This window comes from Candidatus Poriferisodalis sp. (genome assembly GCF_965204125.1).
Lineage (GTDB): Bacteria > Actinomycetota > Acidimicrobiia > Acidimicrobiales > Poriferisodalaceae > Poriferisodalis.
In genome coordinates this window covers 2,673,304-2,689,880 of the sequence record NZ_OZ241968.1, presented here as the reverse complement: position 1 = coordinate 2,689,880, position 16,577 = coordinate 2,673,304, and the positions used below count along the sequence as shown (strand labels likewise).

General features: G+C 68.0%; 19 protein-coding genes. 11 read left to right on the top strand and 8 right to left on the bottom strand.

Annotated features, from left to right (window positions below; translation table 11 throughout):
- Positions 1-3: 3 nt before the first annotated feature.
- Together ACOGXD_RS12485 and ACOGXD_RS12480 are read left to right on the top strand one after the other, a co-directional pair.
- Entirely contained in the window at positions 4-591 is a 588-nt protein-coding gene (locus ACOGXD_RS12485) for a hypothetical protein (RefSeq protein WP_419915361.1), read from the top strand.
- Positions 592-599: 8 nt separating this feature from the next.
- Entirely contained in the window at positions 600-1,577 is a 978-nt protein-coding gene (locus ACOGXD_RS12480) for an isopenicillin N synthase family dioxygenase (protein ID WP_419915360.1), read from the top strand.
- Positions 1,578-1,621: 44 nt separating this feature from the next.
- On the opposite strand, the gene ACOGXD_RS12475 is transcribed toward ACOGXD_RS12480, so the two are convergent.
- The 4 genes from ACOGXD_RS12475 to ACOGXD_RS12460 all read right to left on the bottom strand — a co-directional run bounded on the left by ACOGXD_RS12475 (position 1,622) and on the right by ACOGXD_RS12460 (position 5,100).
- Positions 1,622-3,088: a mycothione reductase gene (locus ACOGXD_RS12475; protein WP_419915359.1), complete on the bottom strand. Its 1,467-nt coding sequence runs from the start codon at positions 3,086-3,088 to the stop codon at positions 1,622-1,624.
- Positions 3,088-4,392 (bottom strand): serine hydrolase domain-containing protein, encoded by a 1,305-nt coding sequence (locus tag ACOGXD_RS12470; RefSeq protein WP_419915358.1) that lies wholly within the window; start codon positions 4,390-4,392, stop codon positions 3,088-3,090. The genes ACOGXD_RS12475 and ACOGXD_RS12470 overlap by 1 nt, the downstream gene beginning before the upstream one ends.
- Positions 4,393-4,459: 67 nt before the next feature.
- Entirely contained in the window at positions 4,460-4,633 is a 174-nt protein-coding gene (locus ACOGXD_RS12465) for a hypothetical protein (RefSeq protein ID WP_419915357.1), read from the bottom strand.
- A gap of 17 nt (positions 4,634-4,650) precedes the next feature.
- Entirely contained in the window at positions 4,651-5,100 is a 450-nt protein-coding gene (locus ACOGXD_RS12460; protein WP_419915356.1) for a hypothetical protein, read from the bottom strand.
- Positions 5,101-5,389: 289 nt separating this feature from the next.
- Here ACOGXD_RS12460 and ACOGXD_RS12455 point away from each other — a divergent pair, with 289 nt between their 5' ends.
- The 6 genes from ACOGXD_RS12455 (at position 5,390) to ACOGXD_RS12430 (ending at position 11,161) form a co-directional block, all read left to right on the top strand.
- A complete protein-coding gene (locus tag ACOGXD_RS12455; RefSeq protein WP_419915355.1) occupies positions 5,390-5,776 on the top strand; it encodes a hypothetical protein in 387 nt (128 codons plus the stop codon).
- Positions 5,769-6,449: a histidine phosphatase family protein gene (locus ACOGXD_RS12450; RefSeq protein WP_419915354.1), complete on the top strand. Its 681-nt coding sequence runs from the start codon at positions 5,769-5,771 to the stop codon at positions 6,447-6,449. The genes ACOGXD_RS12455 and ACOGXD_RS12450 overlap by 8 nt, the downstream gene beginning before the upstream one ends.
- A gap of 77 nt (positions 6,450-6,526) precedes the next feature.
- On the top strand, positions 6,527-7,573 hold the full coding sequence (locus ACOGXD_RS12445) for a peptidase M29 (RefSeq protein WP_419915353.1): 1,047 nt from the start codon (positions 6,527-6,529) through the stop codon (positions 7,571-7,573).
- Positions 7,574-7,618: 45 nt separating this feature from the next.
- Positions 7,619-9,142, top strand: a complete 1,524-nt coding sequence (locus ACOGXD_RS12440) for a class I adenylate-forming enzyme family protein (RefSeq protein ID WP_419915352.1) — start codon at positions 7,619-7,621, stop codon at positions 9,140-9,142.
- A complete protein-coding gene (locus ACOGXD_RS12435; RefSeq protein WP_419915351.1) occupies positions 9,120-10,013 on the top strand; it encodes an NAD(P)-dependent oxidoreductase in 894 nt (297 codons plus the stop codon). Before ACOGXD_RS12440 ends, ACOGXD_RS12435 begins: the two co-directional genes overlap by 23 nt.
- A 65-nt stretch (positions 10,014-10,078) precedes the next feature.
- Positions 10,079-11,161, top strand: coding sequence for a pyridoxal-phosphate-dependent aminotransferase family protein (locus ACOGXD_RS12430; protein ID WP_419915350.1), 1,083 nt, complete (start codon positions 10,079-10,081; stop codon positions 11,159-11,161).
- 1 nt (position 11,162) lies between these two features.
- Here ACOGXD_RS12430 and ACOGXD_RS12425 read toward each other — a convergent pair whose 3' ends face one another.
- Together ACOGXD_RS12425 and ACOGXD_RS12420 are read right to left on the bottom strand one after the other, a co-directional pair.
- Positions 11,163-12,341, bottom strand: a complete 1,179-nt coding sequence (locus ACOGXD_RS12425; RefSeq protein ID WP_419915349.1) for an aromatic ring-hydroxylating oxygenase subunit alpha — start codon at positions 12,339-12,341, stop codon at positions 11,163-11,165.
- Positions 12,342-12,381: 40 nt separating this feature from the next.
- A complete protein-coding gene (locus tag ACOGXD_RS12420) occupies positions 12,382-13,242 on the bottom strand; it encodes an enoyl-CoA hydratase/isomerase family protein (RefSeq protein WP_419915348.1) in 861 nt (286 codons plus the stop codon).
- Between the two features lie 91 nt (positions 13,243-13,333).
- Here ACOGXD_RS12420 and ACOGXD_RS12415 point away from each other — a divergent pair, with 91 nt between their 5' ends.
- The 3 genes from ACOGXD_RS12415 to msrB are packed head-to-tail and all read left to right on the top strand — an operon-like array spanning position 13,334 to position 15,284.
- Complete coding sequence (locus ACOGXD_RS12415; protein WP_419915347.1) at positions 13,334-13,729, top strand: hypothetical protein; 396 nt, start codon at positions 13,334-13,336, stop codon at positions 13,727-13,729.
- Between the two features lie 29 nt (positions 13,730-13,758).
- Positions 13,759-14,826 (top strand): LLM class flavin-dependent oxidoreductase, encoded by a 1,068-nt coding sequence (locus ACOGXD_RS12410; protein ID WP_419915346.1) that lies wholly within the window; start codon positions 13,759-13,761, stop codon positions 14,824-14,826.
- 32 nt (positions 14,827-14,858) lie between these two features.
- Complete coding sequence (msrB, locus tag ACOGXD_RS12405; RefSeq protein ID WP_419915345.1) at positions 14,859-15,284, top strand: peptide-methionine (R)-S-oxide reductase MsrB; 426 nt, start codon at positions 14,859-14,861, stop codon at positions 15,282-15,284.
- Positions 15,285-15,289: 5 nt separating this feature from the next.
- On the opposite strand, the gene ACOGXD_RS12400 is transcribed toward msrB, so the two are convergent.
- Positions 15,290-15,877 carry a MerR family transcriptional regulator gene (locus tag ACOGXD_RS12400; protein WP_419856147.1) on the bottom strand — a complete coding sequence of 196 codons (588 nt, stop codon included), beginning with the start codon at positions 15,875-15,877 and terminating at the stop codon, positions 15,290-15,292.
- A gap of 174 nt (positions 15,878-16,051) precedes the next feature.
- Positions 16,052-16,576: a bifunctional nuclease family protein gene (locus ACOGXD_RS12395; protein WP_323673568.1), complete on the bottom strand. Its 525-nt coding sequence runs from the start codon at positions 16,574-16,576 to the stop codon at positions 16,052-16,054.
- Position 16,577 lies beyond the last annotated feature (1 nt).

Here is a 16,577-nt window from a genome sequence, read left to right as displayed (position 1 = left end):
GAAATGTCCGCAGGCACGATGCGGCGGGGGGTGTTTCCCGGCTCGTTCAACCCGCCCACCACGGCCCATCTGGCCATCAGCGAGGCCGTGCTCGAACAGCACCGGCTCGACGGGCTCGTGTGGTCGGTGAGCCGGGTGGCTCTCGCCAAGGAAGACGTGCAGCGCCCGCGGCTCGCCGACCGGATCGCCGTGCTCGAGGAGGTTGCTGCGCCGATCGACTGGCTCGAGATCGACGTCACCGACGCACAGCTGCTGTCGGACATCGCTGCCGGTTTCGACGTCATCGTGATGGGCGCCGACAAGTGGCAGCAGATCCACGACCCCGTGTTCTACGGCAACGACCTGGCACGCCGGGACGCATCCATCGCTGCACTGCCGGCGGTCGCCATTGCCGCACGGCCACCGCACGACTGCCCTGCCGAACTAGTGCTCGACCTGCCCGACTGGGTGGGCACGGTGTCGAGCACCCAGGCTCGCACCGCCGACCCGGCACAGATGGCACCCGAAGCGGCTCGCTTCGACGCAGCGACCGGCGCATGGACCGACCCGGCGCGCTACGAAGCCTGGCTGGCGCGCCAGCGGGAAGACTGAAGGGCGCTATGTACGAAATCCTCGACGTGGACCTGCTGGCCTTCGAGCACGGTTCGCCGGCGCAGCGCAGGTCGGTCACCGACGGCGTCATGGCCAGCCTGCGAACGGGCTTCGTTTACACGGCGCACGATCTCTCCGGCGGTCTGCTCGACGACGCATACGGCGTGCTCAGCCGGTTCTTCGCACTCGAAACCGACGCCAAGAAGCGCTACGTCGACACCGAGTCGTTCGGCGCCCGCGGGTACACCGGACGCCTCACCGAGACCGCCGCCATCTCCGACGTTCCCGACTGGAAGGAGATGTTCAATTGGAGCGATCAGCCCCCCGCTGGCCACCCGCTCACAACCAAGTACAGCCGCTGGTACCGGCCGTCGATCTTCCCCGATGACGACATCGACGGCGCCGGTGCGACGCTCACTGAATTCCATCGCCGGCTCGTCGAGCTGCAGCGACGCTTCCTGCGCGTCATCGCGGAGGGCATCGGCGCCCACGAGACCTACTTCGACCGGATGACCACCTACGGCACGCACCTGTCCCGGGCCATTCACTACCCGCCGATGTCACACGCCCCGGGCGGCGGCAGCGAGGGCCACATCTGGGCCGACGAGCACGCCGACATCAACCTCATCACCGCCCTGCCCCGGGCCACCGACCGCGGGCTGCAGGTGCGCATCGACGGCGGGTGGGTCGATGCCGCACCGCCAGACGATCATGTCATCATCAACTCGGGGATCATGCTGGAGCACGTCACCAACGGCCTGATCGGCGCCGGCTGGCACCGCGTCAAGGCCGACCCAGGCCAGCACACCAGCCGGCTCAGCGTGGTGCAGTTCTGCCACCCCCGCCCGTCCACCATCCTCACTCCGGCACCATCGACGGTCACGCCCGAGCGACCGTGCCGCTACGAGGCGGTCTCGGCCGAGGATCGGCTCGAGGAGGTGATCTGGGAGATCAACCTGATTCCCGACGCCCGCCGGATCGACTGAACGCGGCTGAGCCAGCCACACATCGACAGGGACAGCTCAGCCGGCTACAGCTCGAGCAGGGCGTTCTCAATGACCTCGGTCAACGCCGGGTGGATATAGAACTGCTCGCGGGCCATCTGATCGACGGTCTGGCCGAGAGCCATGCCCTGGATCAGCTGCTGGATCAGCGTGGACGCCTGGGGACCGATGATGTGTGCGCCGAGCAGCTCACGGGTCTCGGCGTGCGCGATCAGCTTGGCGAAGCTGGCGGTGTCCTCCATCGCCCAGCCGTACGCCGTGTGGCCGAAAGGCTTGTTCGCCACCGAGATCGGCAGTCCCGCTGCCCGAGCATCTCGTTCCGTGAGGCCGACCGAGGCCACCTGCGGGTGGGAGAACACTGCATGGGGAACCAGGTCTTCCCGGACGGTGTGCATGGGGCCATCGGCTTGGCCCTCGGCCACGAGCAGGTTGTGCCTCAGCGCCCGCACCTGCGCGTTGGCGAGATGCTTGAGCTGGATTTCGCTGGACAGGTCGCCGAAGGCCCAGACGCCCGGCGCCGAGGTGCGGTAGTACTCATCGGTCAGCACACGGCCGTCTTCGTCGTCCACTCCCGCAAGGTCGAGGGCCAGCTGATCGCCGTTAGGCACTCGCCCGGTGGCGACCAGCAGCACATCGGCACTCGCAGACTCGGCGCTGCCGTCACGGGTGAACTCGACTGTGTAGCTGTTGCCATGGGCGCTGGGCGAGCCGTCGGTGGCATACACAAAATCCGCGGCTCCGCCGCGCACTGAATCGCCGGTCGCGGCTCCGCCGCGCACGGAACTCACCGTCGCGCCGAGGCGCAGGTCGAAGTGGCGCTGCGCCGCCATCGTGAACGCCGCAGACACATCGTCGTCCTCGGCCCGCAGCAGCCGTTCTCCCCGGTTGATCATCGTGACCTTGGTGCCCAGCGCCGAGAACACATAGCCCAGCTCGCAGGCGATGTAGCCGCCGCCGAGCACGATCATTGACTCCGGCAGCGAGTCCAGCCGCATCACCGTGTCAGAGGTGTGGAACGGCACCGTGCCCAGGCCGCGGTACGGCGGCAGGAATGCCCGAGCGCCGGCCCCGAGCACCACATGCCGCCCGGACACCGATTCGGTGCTGCCGTCGCCCATGCGCACCGCCAGGCGCCGGTCGCTCACGAAACGGGCGTCACCCTCGAACACGGTGATGTTGGGGCATTCGGCGCCGGAGCGGTAGTCGCGCCCCCCGCTGGCGATGGGATCGATGCGGCCGAAGACGCGATCCCGGATGGCAGGCCAGTCGGCGCTGTCGAAGCTGGCGGCGATGCCGTAGTCGCCTGCCGTCGCAATGGTGTCGGCCACATCGGCCGCGTACACGAACATCTTGGAGGGAATGCAGCCCACGTTCAGGCAGGTGCCGCCGAACGTGCCGCGCTCGACGATCGCAATCGACCAGTCGTCGAACTCGGGGCCGGGAATGGAATTGGCCGAGCCGGTGCCTACGATGACCAGGTCGAAATCCGCCATCACACCAGTGCCTGGTACACGAGGGCCTTCAGCTCCGGGCGGATCGGGTGGACGCTCGACGGCAACAGCTGTGTCAGGAAGACGAGGGTGATGTCTTCCGTCGGATCCACCCAGAACGCCGTCGACGCAGCCCCTCCCCAGGCGAACTCGCCCTTGCTGGAGACCACCTTCGCCTTGGCGGGATCGAGCACCACCGAGAAGCCCAGGCCGAAGCCGACGCCGTCGAAAGCGGCTTCTGAGAACAGCGCCCGACCGCACTCGGTGAGGTCGGTGCCGCCTGGCAGGTGGTTGCTGGCCATGAACTCGAGGGTGCGCCGGCCGATGGTGCGGGTGCCATCCAGTTCGCCGCCGTTGCGCAGCATCTGGGTGAACCGGTGGTAATCGCCCATCGTCGACACCAGTCCCCCTCCGCCGGAGAGGATCTTGGGCGGCCCCAGGTAGGCCGACGTGCGCGGGTCATCCATCAGCGAGCGGCGCAGGCCCGGATGGTCGGGTCGGTATGCCGGGGGCGTCGGCCCGGTGTTGCCGGCTGCCTCGCGTGCCGCCAGCGTGGCGGTCGTGTAATTGGCTGCGAAGCGCTCGACATCGGCGGGGGGCACCTGGAAGCCCGTGTCGGTCATTCCGAGCGGCCCGGTCACGTGTTCGACGAGGTACTCGTCGAGCGACTGACCCGAGACGACCTCGACGACACGGCCCAAGACATCGGTGGAGTAGCTGTAGTTCCACTCGGTGCCCGGATCGAACAACAGCGGGAGCGATGCGAGGGCTTCGCAGGTTTCCTCGAGGTTGCCCGGGGCACCCCAGTTGAAGCCGTTGGCCCGGTACAGCGCGTCGACCTCGTTGGCGAAGTGGAAGTCGTAGGTGAGGCCGGAGGTATGGGTCAGCAGGCTGTGGACGGTCACTTCGCTCGCCGGTTCCCGTGTCTGGTACTGCATCACGTTGCCCCCGGCGAACACGCGTGCATTTGCAAACTCCGGGATCCAACGCGAGACCGGATCGGCGAGCTGGAATAACCCTTGCTCGTACAGCTGCATCGCTGCGATCGACACGATGGGCTTGGTCATCGAATAGATGCGAAAGATGGTGTCGGAGGTGACCGGCAGCGATCGCTCGCAGTCTCGCTGGCCGTAGCGGTGCGTGTACGCAATCTGGCCGCCACGCGTCAGCAGCACCGACACGCCCGGGAAGCGCCCGTCGTCGACATAGCGATCCAGATGGGCGGCAATGCGCTCCAGCCGACCGGCGTCGAAGCCCACCTCGGCCGGATCGACGGTTGGCTCGATGTCTGAGGTGATCGATCCCATCACAACCTCCGGTGTTCGCTACTCGCCGTCCTGCAGGCTACGGCTCAGGAATCGGCCGAAGGCTCTGTCAGGGGCGCTCGGAAAGGTTCAGGACGCAGCAGCTGACGGTGGCCGCGGCCGGGAGCTGTTCAGTGGTCGCGATGCCACGCTCGACGACCGCCTCGGCGAGATCGGGGTCGGACCAGCTTGCGACAGTCTGGAAGCCTCGCTCCTCGTAGACCTCGACGGGTTGACCGCCCATGAAGCCCATCACCGGCCTCAACGACGGCGACGCCTTCGCGACACGGCCGCCGCGCCGGTGGCGGACGCCCACTCCAGCATGCGGTCGAGCAGCCCGGCCCCGATGCCCCGACCGAAGTAGCGGCTGTCGCGGTCGTCGGTGTCGTCAAGCTGGCCGACGTGATAGCAGAAGACGCTGATCGTGCCGGGGGGAAGGGTCGGTGCCCGGCCGTCGAAGTCCATCCAGTACACCGGATCCCAGATGTTGTTGGGGCTTCGCTGTCCGGGGATGTACCTCCGGAACTGCAGCTGCCCGACGTGGCGGTCTCCCTCGAATGCCAGGATCGCAGCGGATCCAAGGCTGGCGATCCGCTCTGCTAGTTCGTCGGGTTCGCCCATGCACCCCACAGGAACCGAGCCGACGTCGGAGGCCACCATCGCTCGATAGGCGATGTGCTGCGGCGTGGACATCCCCGTGTCACCTGTCATCGGGCCGCATGCTACGGCCCAGGCACTTTCCGGTCGCGTCGGCGCGGCGCTCCGGACTGTCCCGCTAGCGAATGCACGCCCGCTGCGGCGTGCGGGCCGGCGGCCGCCCCGAACAGATTGCCAGAGACAGATTCCTAAACTACACGGAAAATATGGAAATTAGTTGAAACTAAAGCTCTTGACGGTAGATAAGCAATCGCTACTAGAGTGCCGCAGACCGGCCGGACGCTTGGCCATGCGACCACGGCTTCCGGCATCCAGCGATGCAGCGAGAGGTAACGCGCCTGTGATGACCACGCATGAGTTCTGTTTGTTTGTCGACGGCGCCGACCTAACCGTTGCTTCGACGGTCGAGCGGCTGAAAGGCGCCGGCTACTCCCGCCCGGCTGCAGCGGCCCACCACGGCGTCCAGGCGCTTGTGTTCTCGCGTCAGTCGGAGCATCTCATCGACGCGGTGGGCGCTGTCGTCACAGCGGCCGAGGGCATTCCCGGGCTCTGCGTGGCCAGGGAGGCACGGAGTGGAGCCGTGCCGGTGTTCGACCCGGCTTCACTGAGACTCACCACGGCCTGCACGGTGGCTGAGCCGACCTCTCCGGCTGGCGCCGCGCCGAACGGCAGTCGTTGCGCACACCTAGAGTCTTCCGGTGTGGATGTCGGCAGCAGGCGATATGGCTGACGAGCAACTGCTCTCGCGGCTGCTGATCGTCCGGCACGGCGAATCCGTCGCCATGGCCGAAGGAATCGTCGGCGGACCCCAGGGGTGTCGGGGCCTCACCGACCGGGGCCGCGCCCAAGCGGCGGCGCTGCGCGACCGGTTCGCTGCCGGCCGCGAACCCGAGGTGCACGTCGTCTACTCCTCGCCGCTGCCCAGGGCCCGCGAGACCACCGACATCGTGCTGCCAGCACTCGGCAGCGGGCCCGAGCGCGGGAATCTCGATGTCCATCTCCACGATGACCTCGAGGAAATGCGGCTCGGACCTGCCGACGGCATGACCTGGGAGGCGGCGCGCGAGCGCTTCGGGTTCATCCAGCCGATGGACCAGCCATACGCGCCCGTGGTGGACGGCGGTGAGAGCCGCGCAGGCTTCCGCCACCGGGTTGCACAGGCGCTCAACGACATCGCCGCAGCCCATGCGGGAAAGACGATCTTTGTGGGGTGCCACGGCGGCATCGCCTCTGCGGCCATGGCGATGGCCTTCGGCATCCCGCCCAGTCATCGGGGCGTCGGCGTGGTGACCTCGGTGACCGCCATCACCGAGCTGGAGCTGCTCGATTTCAACGGGCGGTGCCTGTGGCAAGTACGACGGTTCAACGACGCCGCCCACCTCGCCACCGTAGAAGCAGCCTGACACCCAGCGGCCGCGGCGCTCCGCACAGCCTCTAACTTGGCGCATAGTCAGCAGACTGCGGGAATCTGGAGGACCAGATGCTGGTCGAGCGAATCGAAGCGAAGTGGATCGATGCCTTCTCGTCGGTCTTCGAGATGTGCGGCGTCGAACCGCCCCAGACGGCAGCGATCCTGTCCGAGAGCCAGAGCAGGGCCGTGAACGTGAACCTGGCCGAGTTGGCCCTGGATCGGCTCGGCACGCCGCCGGTCCACGTCGTGGTGCCCACGCCTCGCCAGTCGGCGCCGGTGCCGGTGAGGTCGACGGGCGCGTCCGACGCCATCGCCGGCTCGGCGGCAGTGCTCGCTGCGCTCGGCGCGGTGGATTTCGTGGTCGACTGCACGGTGGAAGGGCTCCTGCACGCTCCGGAACTCCCGAAGATCCTGGGCGAGGGCACCCGGATCCTGATGGTGTCCAATGAGCACCCCGAAGCCCTCGAGCGTCTCTCGCCGGAGCCTGACCTCGAGCCGAAAGTCAAGGTCGGCATCAAGAAGCTGATCGCTGCCTCGCAGATGCACGTCACCTCGGCAGCGGGCACCGATCTGGTCGTCGACGTCGACGGGGCGCCGTGCGGCGGCGGATGGGGCTACACCGCTCGGCCGGGCACGATCAGCCACTGGCCGGGCGGGCTCTGCCTGGCCTTCCCCAAGGCCAACACCGTGAACGGCACGATCGTGATGGACCGTGGCGACATGAACCTCACCTTCAAGCGGTACATCGAGTCGCCGGTCACGCTGAGAATCGAAGGCGACTACGTCGTCGACGTCGAGGGCGTCGGCACCGACGCGGCGCTGTTCCGCAGCTACACCGATGCGTGGGGCGACCGCGAGGCGTATGCGACCAGCCACGTGGGTTGGGGCATGAACCCGGGAGCGCGGTGGGACACCCTGTCGATGTACGACCGGAGCCAGACCAACGGCACCGAGCAGCGAGCGTTCGCCGGCAACTTTCTCTACTCGACGGGCGCCAACGAGCACGCCGGGCGCCACACGCTGGGGCACTTCGACCTGCCCATGCGCAACCACAGCGTGTTCCTCGACGGCGAGGCCGTGGTGATCGACGGCGCCCTGCAGGGCGACCTGGCCTGACGCGATCTGCTCGCAACCGGCACCCATCGACATCTTGCAGGCACCGTGAGCGATCCCGGACCACTGTCCGCTGGGGCCGATCTTGCCGCGCGCGTCGAGCGGTGGGCCGACCGGCAGCCGTCTGCGACCGCCGTCGCGTTCGAAGGCGTCGAGCACACATACCGCGCATTCGCAGACCAGATCGCCGCGACGGCCGGCTGGCTGGCCGGTGCCGGCGTGGGCGAGGGCGACCGTGTGGCGTGGCTCGGCCCGAACCGGCCGGCGGCGCTGCGGCTCATGCTCGGATGCTCCTGGCTAGGCGCCATCTACCTGCCGCTGAACTCGCGCCTGGCGCCGCCCGAGCACCGGTGGATCCTCGAACACGCACAGCCCAGCCTGCTGGCGGTCGATTCGACGTTCGAGCGACACGCCGGATCGGTCGGTGCGGGGTGCGAGATCCGGGTGCTGCCTGACGAGCCCGAGTGCCCCGCTGCCCCAAGCGCTCCCCCGCCGCGTCGGGGCACCCCCGCCCATCCGGTGCTGCTGGCCTACACCTCGGGCACCACGGGATATCCCAAGGGAGCTGTGCTGGACCAGGCGGCGATGGCCGCGAACGCCGTCAACTCGACCCACGCCCATGACCTCACGAGTCGCGACCGGGTGCTCACCACGATCCCGCTGTTCCACGTCGGCGGGCTGAACATCCAGACCCTCCCCGCGCTGCTGTGTGGGGCGGCCGCGCTCATCGAACGGGCATTCGACCCCGGACAGTTCCTCGACGACGTGGAGCAGTGGCAGCCGACCTGGACCGTGCTGGTGCCTGCCGCCCTGACCGCCGTCGCCGCCCATCCGCGCTTCGCCACCGCCGACCTCGGATCGCTGCGCGGGATCATGACCGGATCGTCTCCCGTGCCGGCGGCTGCCACCGGGCCCTTCTTCGACCGGGGTGTGCCGGTCGGGCAGATCTACGGATCCACGGAGACCGCCCCGATCGCGGTGCACCTGCGCTGCGACGAAGCAGCAAACCACCCAGGTTCGTGCGGCAAGCCCTCGACCATGTGCGAAGTGCGCATCGTGACCGATGGCGGCGCGGACGCGGCGCCGCGCGAGCGCGGCGAGCTGTGGGTGCGTGGGCCGAGCGTGCTGCTGGAGTACTGGCGTGACGCCGAGGCCACTGCTGAAGCGCTCAGCGACGGGTGGTTCCGCACCGGCGATGTCGGCCACGCCGACGACGAGGGCTGGATCTTCATCGACGACCGGCGCAAGGACATGATCATCTCCGGGGGCGAGAACATCTATCCCGCCGAGCTCGAGGAGATCCTCGCCCGCAGCGACCTCGTCGCAGAGGCGACCGTGGTGGGCGTGCCCGATGAGCGCTGGGGCGAAGTGCCCGCCATCGTCGCAGTGCCCAGGGCTGAAACCGAGGCCGCTGAGCTCCTGCGCCTGTTCGACGGGCAGCTTGCGCGCTTCAAGCACCCCAAGGCGGTGTTCTGGACCGATCAGCTTCCCCGTACAGCACTCGGCAAAGTACGCAAACACGAGGTGCGAGCAATGCTCGACGAGAACCATGAAGTCCGCCGTGCCGATTGACGTCGCATTCATCGGGCTCGGCGTGATGGGTTTCCCCATGGCGGGCCACCTCGCCGCAGCGGGCCACCGCGTGGCTGTCTTCAATCGGACCGCGAGCGTCGCACAGCGGTGGTCAGGCGAGCACCAGGGTCGGGTGGCTGCAACGCCCGCGGATGCCGCCCGCGGCGCAGCCATCGTGTTCATGTGCGTCGGCGCCGACGACGACGTGCGCGCCGTGGCCTACGGCGACGATGGGGCGCTCACCGCAATGGACGAGGGCTCGATCCTCGTCGATCACACCACCGCTTCGGCCGACCTGGCGCGTGAGCTGGCCGCAGCCTGCGCCGAGCACGGGATCGGCTTCGTGGACGCACCGGTGTCCGGCGGCGAGGCGGGCGCGCAGAACGGCGTGCTCACCGTGATGTGCGGCGGCGCTGCCGAGCACTTCGAACGGGCGCGACCAGTCATCGGCTGTTATGCGCGGGCGGTCACGCTGATCGGCCCCGCCGGCTCGGGGCAGCTCACCAAGATGGTCAACCAGATCTGCATTGCCGGTCTCGTCCAAGCACTGTCGGAGGGACTCGAGTTCGGTCGTCGTGCCGGCCTCGATCTCGACGCCGTGCTGGACACCATCGCCCAGGGCGCTGCAGGGTCGTGGCAGATGTCCAACCGCGGCACAACCATGCAGGCCGACGAGTTCGACTTCGGCTTCGCCGTGGACTGGATGCGCAAAGACCTCGGCATCGTGCTGTCGGAAGCGCAGCGCAACGGCGCTCCCCTGCCGGTCACCGCCCTCGTGGACCAGTTCTACAAGCGCATTCAGGAGATCGGCGGCGGCCGCTGGGACACCTCCAGCCTCATCACCCTGCTGCGGCCCCTCGAATCGCGCTGACGCAATCTGCTCGGCTGCTGCAGCGCTCGAACGTCATCGGTGCACGGCCGGTACCGTGCGGGCCCGTGACCCACAGCGACCGCATCCTGATGGGGCCGGGACCCTCCAATCCCTACCCCGAAGTCATCGAAGCCTTCACACGTCCCGTGCTGGGCCACCTCGATCCCGAGTTCATCGCCCTGCTGGACGAGATCAACGAACGCCTGCGCGCCGTCTGGCAGACCCAGAACCTGCTGACCTTCCCCGTCAGCGCTACCGGCTCGGCGGGCATGGAGGCTGCGTTCTGCAACTTCGTCGAACCCGGCGACACGGTGGTCATCGGCGTCAACGGCGTCTTCGGCACGCGGATGTGCGACGTGGCAGCGCGGTGCGGTGCCGACGTCGTGGCGGTGAACGAGGACTGGGGCCGTGCCATCGATCCGCAGCGACTGATCGACGCCCACCCGTCGCCCAAGCTCATCGCCGTCGTGCATGCGGAGACGTCCACCGGCGTGCGCAACGACATCGCGCCGCTCGGCCAGGGCAAGGGGGAAGCGCTGCTGCTCGTCGACTGCGTCACGTCGCTGGGGGGCATCGATGTCGACATCGATGGCTGGGCCGTGGACATCGCCTACAGCGGCACGCAGAAGTGCCTCGGCGTGCCCCCCGGCCTGGCGCCGCTCACGGTCAGCGAGCGGGCACTGGAATCGCTCGTCGAACGGCCCCAAAGCTGGTACCTGGACCTGAACATGATCCGGGCGTACGTGGTGGGCGAGGGCGCCCGCGCCTATCACCACACCGCGCCGATCTCGATGCTCTATGCGCTGCACGCCGGCCTCGGCACCGTGCTCGACGAGGGACTCCAGAACGCCTGGGCTCGCCACCAGGCCTGCGGCGACGAATTGCACGCACGCCTGCCCGAGCTCGGCTTCGAGCTGTGGGCCCAGGAGGGCCACCGCCTGCCCGAGCTCACCACCGTCACGCTGCCCGACGGCCTCGACGACGCTGCGGGGCGCCGTGCGCTGTTGGAGCGCTACGGCATCGAGGTGGGCGGCGGACTCGGATCCGTCGCCGGCAAGGTGTGGCGCATCGGCTGCATGGGGCACACCGCCCGGATGCGCAACGTCAGGATGCTGCTGGGAGCACTCGAAGAACTCGTCGACGCCTGACTCAGGGCGTCGGGTGCAGCGGCAGCAGTGCCTGGCCCAGCGCGGCCCGGTAGGTGTTGTGGAAGTGATGCAGCGCGGGCTCGTTGCGTCCGAACACGACATGTTCGAGCGCCCCGCTGTTGGCTGAACGCTGCTGGCTGGCGCTCATCACGTAGTCCTCGTCGCGGATGACGTTGCCGAATGCTCGCGATGCCTCGGCCATGAAGTCGAACTCGGCGTCGTCGCGTGCGACGCCGGGCCGCAGGTAGAAGGAGATCTGGCTGGTGTGACGGCCGGGCTCGGCCGGATGCGGGTATGCCCGCACCAGGAACAGCACCTCGCGCGACGGGATCAGCTGCACGTTCGGGAACAGCCAGTACACCGGCAGCCCGTACCGGGTGATGTCCCACTCCGACGGCGGCCGCTCGCGTGCGTCCTCGATGGAGCGGCGGCACAGGATCAGCCGGTGATGACGCCCGAACTCGTCGTAGCACTGCACGTTGCCGTAGAAGTCGTTCGACAGCGTCTCGGAGTGCAGCACGGGGAAGTGGTAGGTCTCGCCGAACGTGTCCATGGCGAGCTTCCAGTTGCAGCCCACCTCGTAGGTGTCACTGCCCAGCCACTGCAGCTTGCCGAAGTCCCACCCGGCGATGTCGGCAGTGAGCTCGCCGCCCAGCAGCGCATCGGGGTCGAGCGTGCCGCCGGGCTGCGGGTGCACCCACAGCAGGCCGTGACGCTCGGTCGCCGGCAACTCCACCAGCCCCAGGTCGTCGCGGTCGAGCTCGCCGAAGTGATCAGACTTGGGCAGGCCGACCAGCGCGCCGTCGGCGTCGTAGGTCCAGTTGTGGAATGGGCAGGCGAACCGGCGCTTGCTCCCGCGCTGCTCGGTCTCGATGACCACGCCGCGGTGACGGCAGGAATTCACGAACGCCCGGAACCGGCCGCTGGGCGACCGCACCAGCAGCATCGGCGTGCCCAGGTCGTCCTGGGTCATGAACGAGCCGGGCTCGGGCAGGTCGCCCGACAGCCCCACCATCTGGGGGTGGGTGTCGAAGAACTCGCGCCGCTCGATGCGTGCGAGCTCGCTGTCGGTATAGGAGGACGTGGGGTTGTAGCGCACGCCGCCGGCATCCACGTTGGTGCCGGAGTCGAGCCGTGCGAGCAGCGTCTTGATGTGGCTGATCTGTTCGGCGTGCTCCACGGCGGAAGTATGCCACCACCCGCAGCGCGGGCAACGGCGCTCAGCGAAGCCAGTCGTTGAACTCAGGCTGCCGCTTGGACAGGAAGGCCGACACACCCTCGGCAGCGTCGGGCAAGTGATCGGTGATCGCCGTCTTGGAGGCGATCTCGTCGAGCGACTGTTCCCACGTCATCTCCGCAGCCAGCAGGATCGACCGCTTGAGCATGCGCATGGCCACCTGTGGACCGTCGGCCAGCTCGGCCGCGAGCTCGGCGGCCGCAGCAGGAAGCTCTTCGTCGTCGACCACCTCGTGCACCAGCCCGAGCTCGTGCGCGGTGTCGGCATCCACGATCCGCTTGCGCATCATGAAATCGGTCGCCCGGGCGACGCCGAGGTGCTGCACCAGCAGCCACTGGCCGCCCTCGTCTGGCAGCAGGCCGAAGCGAAGCGTTGCCGATCCCATGCGAGCCGATCGTGCTGCAATCCGGAAATCGCACGCCAGAGCGAAGCTGAAACCCGTCTGGATAGCGAAACCGTTGATGGCCGCGACCGTCAGCTTGTCGAGACGGCGCACGGCGGTGTTCACGGCCTGGGAGATCGTCCGAAGGCTGTTGTACGTGCCTGCAGCGTTGTGATGCCCTCCGAAGATCTCTGGCATCGACGAAGGACGCTCGGCCTCGTAGCCGCCGAGGTCGTCGCCGGCCCAGAACGCACGGCCCTGCCCGGTGAACACCACGACCCGCACGGCGTCGTCCATCTGGACTTGGGTGACCAGCTCGATCAGGTCGCGTTTCATCGAGTGGTTCGAAGCGTTCATCGACTCGGGACGGTTGAACGTCACGGTCAGCACTCCGTCTGACCCCAACGCCTGGTCGAATCCGAAGTACTCGGTATCCAAGTAGCCGGCTTGCTCGCTAGACATTGCTCGTTACCCCCTGCATGAGTCGATCCGCCCCGAGGCAGGTCGCATGCTGAACCTAGTGAATACTCGGCTGCTCGGTACGCTGCCCGCCGTGGCTCCCGAGACCGGCGACGCAGTCGATGCGCCGCTTGCGCCCATTGCCCCGTTCGCTCCATTCGACGGGGTGCTCATGCTGCGACTCGACACCGAGACACCTGCAGGCGACCGCACCTACTACGTCACACCGTTCGTCACCGATGGCGACCGGCTGTTCGTGTTCGACGAGCCGGGCGATCGGAGCGATGCGCTCGAAGAGCTGCTCGTGGGCAATCGCACGAACATCAGCTCCGCCTCCACCGGCGAGCTGAGCATCGGCGCCGTCGGGCGCTACCCGACGTCAGACGAGGAGGCATGGGCGCGTGACGCCTGCTCGGCGCGCTTCTTCTATGACCAGGCCCTGCAGGACCTCGCCCAGCTCGGCGGGCTGGTGACGCTGCACCCCGCCTGAACGTCCACGTGAGATCTAGGGTTCCCGGCGTGCGCACAGCGATCGGGTTCGGAGGGCCGGCGTCGGGCAAGCGGCGCGACTGGGACGAACAGGTCGAGTTCCTGCAGGAGGCCGACCGTCTCGGCGTGGACATCCTGTGGTCGGCCGAGGCATGGGGCATGGACGGCGTCAGCACGCTTGCCTACCTCGCTGCGGTGACCGAACGCTGCCAGCTCGGCACAGGCATTTTGCAGATCTCGGCCCGCGCCCCGGTCATGACCGCGATGACCGCGCTCTCGCTGGCTGCCATGACCGGCGACCGGTTCATCCTGGGGCTCGGCGTCAGCGGGCCGCAGGTGGTCGAGGGACTGCACGGGGTGCGATTTGCCGATCCGCTGGGACGGCTGCGCGAGACGGTCGACATCTGCCGTCAGGCCTTCGCCGGCGAGAAGATCGCCTACGACGGCCGCCACCATGTGCTCCCGCTGCCGGACGGGCAGGGAAAGTCGCTGCGGCTCGCGCAGCCCGCCAACGACTCGATCGAGATCTGGCTGGCAACGCTCGGCCCCAAATCGTTGCGGTACACCGGCGAGGCCGCCGACGGCTGGGTCGGCGTGTGCTTCGTGCCGAGCCGGCCCGAGGTCACCTGGGGCCAGGTGCTGGACGGGGCTGCAGCCGCGGGGCGCCCGCCGGGCTCAGTGGCCTGCCAGGCTGGCGGCGCCGTCGAGTTCGGGGACGATCTCGAAGCCCTCATCGAGCCGCGGCGAGCGGGCATCGCGTTCACGCTGGGCGCTATGGGATCGGCTACGGCCAACTTCTACAACGACGCCTACCGCCGGGCGGGCTTCGCCGAAGAGTGCCGCCACGTGCAGCGCCTGTGGCTCGACGGCGACCGGGCCGCAGCAACCGCTGGCGTCCCGGACCGGCTCGTCACCGAGACCAACTTCCTGGGCACCTACGAACAGGTCACGAACCGGGTGCGGGCGTACCGGGACGCCGGGGTCGACGTCCTGCGCCTGCAGCCCGAAGGGCCAACGGCGGCAGCCCGGCTGGACACGCTGGCGGCGATGATCGACATCGTCCGAGCCGTCAACGCCGAAGCCGCCGGGGCGACCTAACTGGGGCCAGCCGTATCACTACCGTGGTGCACATGGCTGGGCAATCTGAGACAGGACGTGCCGTCACGTTCACCGAATCCGAGTTGCGTGAGCGGTTGACGCCGATGCAGTACCACGTCACCCAAGAAGCAGGAACCGAGCGTCCGTTCACCGGCGAGACATGGGACAACCACGATGTCGGCGCGTACCACTGCATCGTGTGCGGTGCCGAGCTGTTCGACTCAGCGACGAAGTTCGAGAGCGGTTCGGGCTGGCCCAGCTTCACCCAGCCTGTTTCCGGCGAGGCAGTGGACACTGAGGTCGATCGCTCGTACGGCATGACCCGCACCGAGGTGATGTGCAAGGCCTGCGGTGCGCACCTCGGCCACGTGTTCCCGGACGGTCCCCGTCCGACCGGTGACCGGTTCTGCATGAACTCGGCGTCGCTGCAGTTCGCGCCCGCCGAAGAATCGGGCTGAGTTCGCTATTCCAAGTCGAGGCTGAGCTGGGTGGCGATGGGCTCGTCGGGCAGCAGCTTCACGACGTCCGCGTCGAGTTCACGGCGAACGCCCGCCACCGGCAGCACGGTCAGCATCGCCGCCTGACCCTGGCGCAGCAGGCTGAGCACCCGGTCGTCGTCGGCCCACAACACGTCGCTGCCGCTGATGACGATGTTCGCCGAGGCAACCTCGCCGCCGAGCTGGTTGCGCAGATAGTCGAACGCTCGGGCAATCGACTTCAGGTCGATGCCTTGGTCGCGCATCTTCTTCGCGATCTTGAACTCGACGAGGTCGTTGTAGGAATACCGGCGCCGAGAGCCGCTGCCCTCGGCCTGAGCGACTGATGGTTGCACCAGGCCCTTGCGGGCCCAGTGATCGAGCTGGCGGTAGCTGATCCCGACGATCTTCTCAGCCTGCTTGCTGGAGAATCCCTCGACAATGGCTCCTGCCACCTCCGGCGCGGCCTCGCCAGACACGTCGGCACTCGCCGAGGTGGCGGCAGGCTGTGACGGCGCGTCGGCTTCTTGCGACGTCGTCGGCACAGGGTCGGAAGCTGGTTGCTGGCCGGCCATCGGTATCTCCTCTCCTGCGTGGGTCGCACGCAGCAAATCACACCCTGCGAACTACCGAGCTGTGATCTGCACGCTCACAAAGCGTACGGCGACCAGTCGCGCCAGCGCAAGAGGCCCCTCAAGACGAGCATCGAACAATCGATCGGGCCGCAGCGGCGGTGGGGCCGCCGCGCCTCACTCTTTTTCGCCGGCCTCCGCCGCGGGACCGAAATCGTCGGGCTGCACGTCGTCCAAGAACTGCTTGAACTCGTCGAGGAGCTCATCGGGGTCGACATCGTCGGGAGGATCCGCGGGGAGCTCGATGATCTGCCCCGCTTCGTCCAGCACCGACTCGCTGGCGAAGATGGGCGTGTCGGCCCGCACAGCCAGCGCGACGGCATCGCTCGGCCGGGCGGAGATCGTGTGGGTGTCCGAGCCGATGGTGACCTCCATCTCGGCGAAGAAGGTGCGATCGCGCAGGTCGGTGACCGTCACCTTGACCAGCGTCGCTCCGAGGACGTCCAAGATGGCCGCCATCAGGTCGTGCGTGAGGGGCCTCGGTACGCGGATCTGCTCGATGCCGCGATAGATCGCCTGGGCCTCAGGCGTGTCGATCACCACCGGCAGCACTCGTTGGGAACCGCCGGTCTCGCGCAGCAACAAGAGGGGGCTCTGCGAAGGCATCTCCACCTGCACGCCAAGGAGCTCCATCTCGACCATG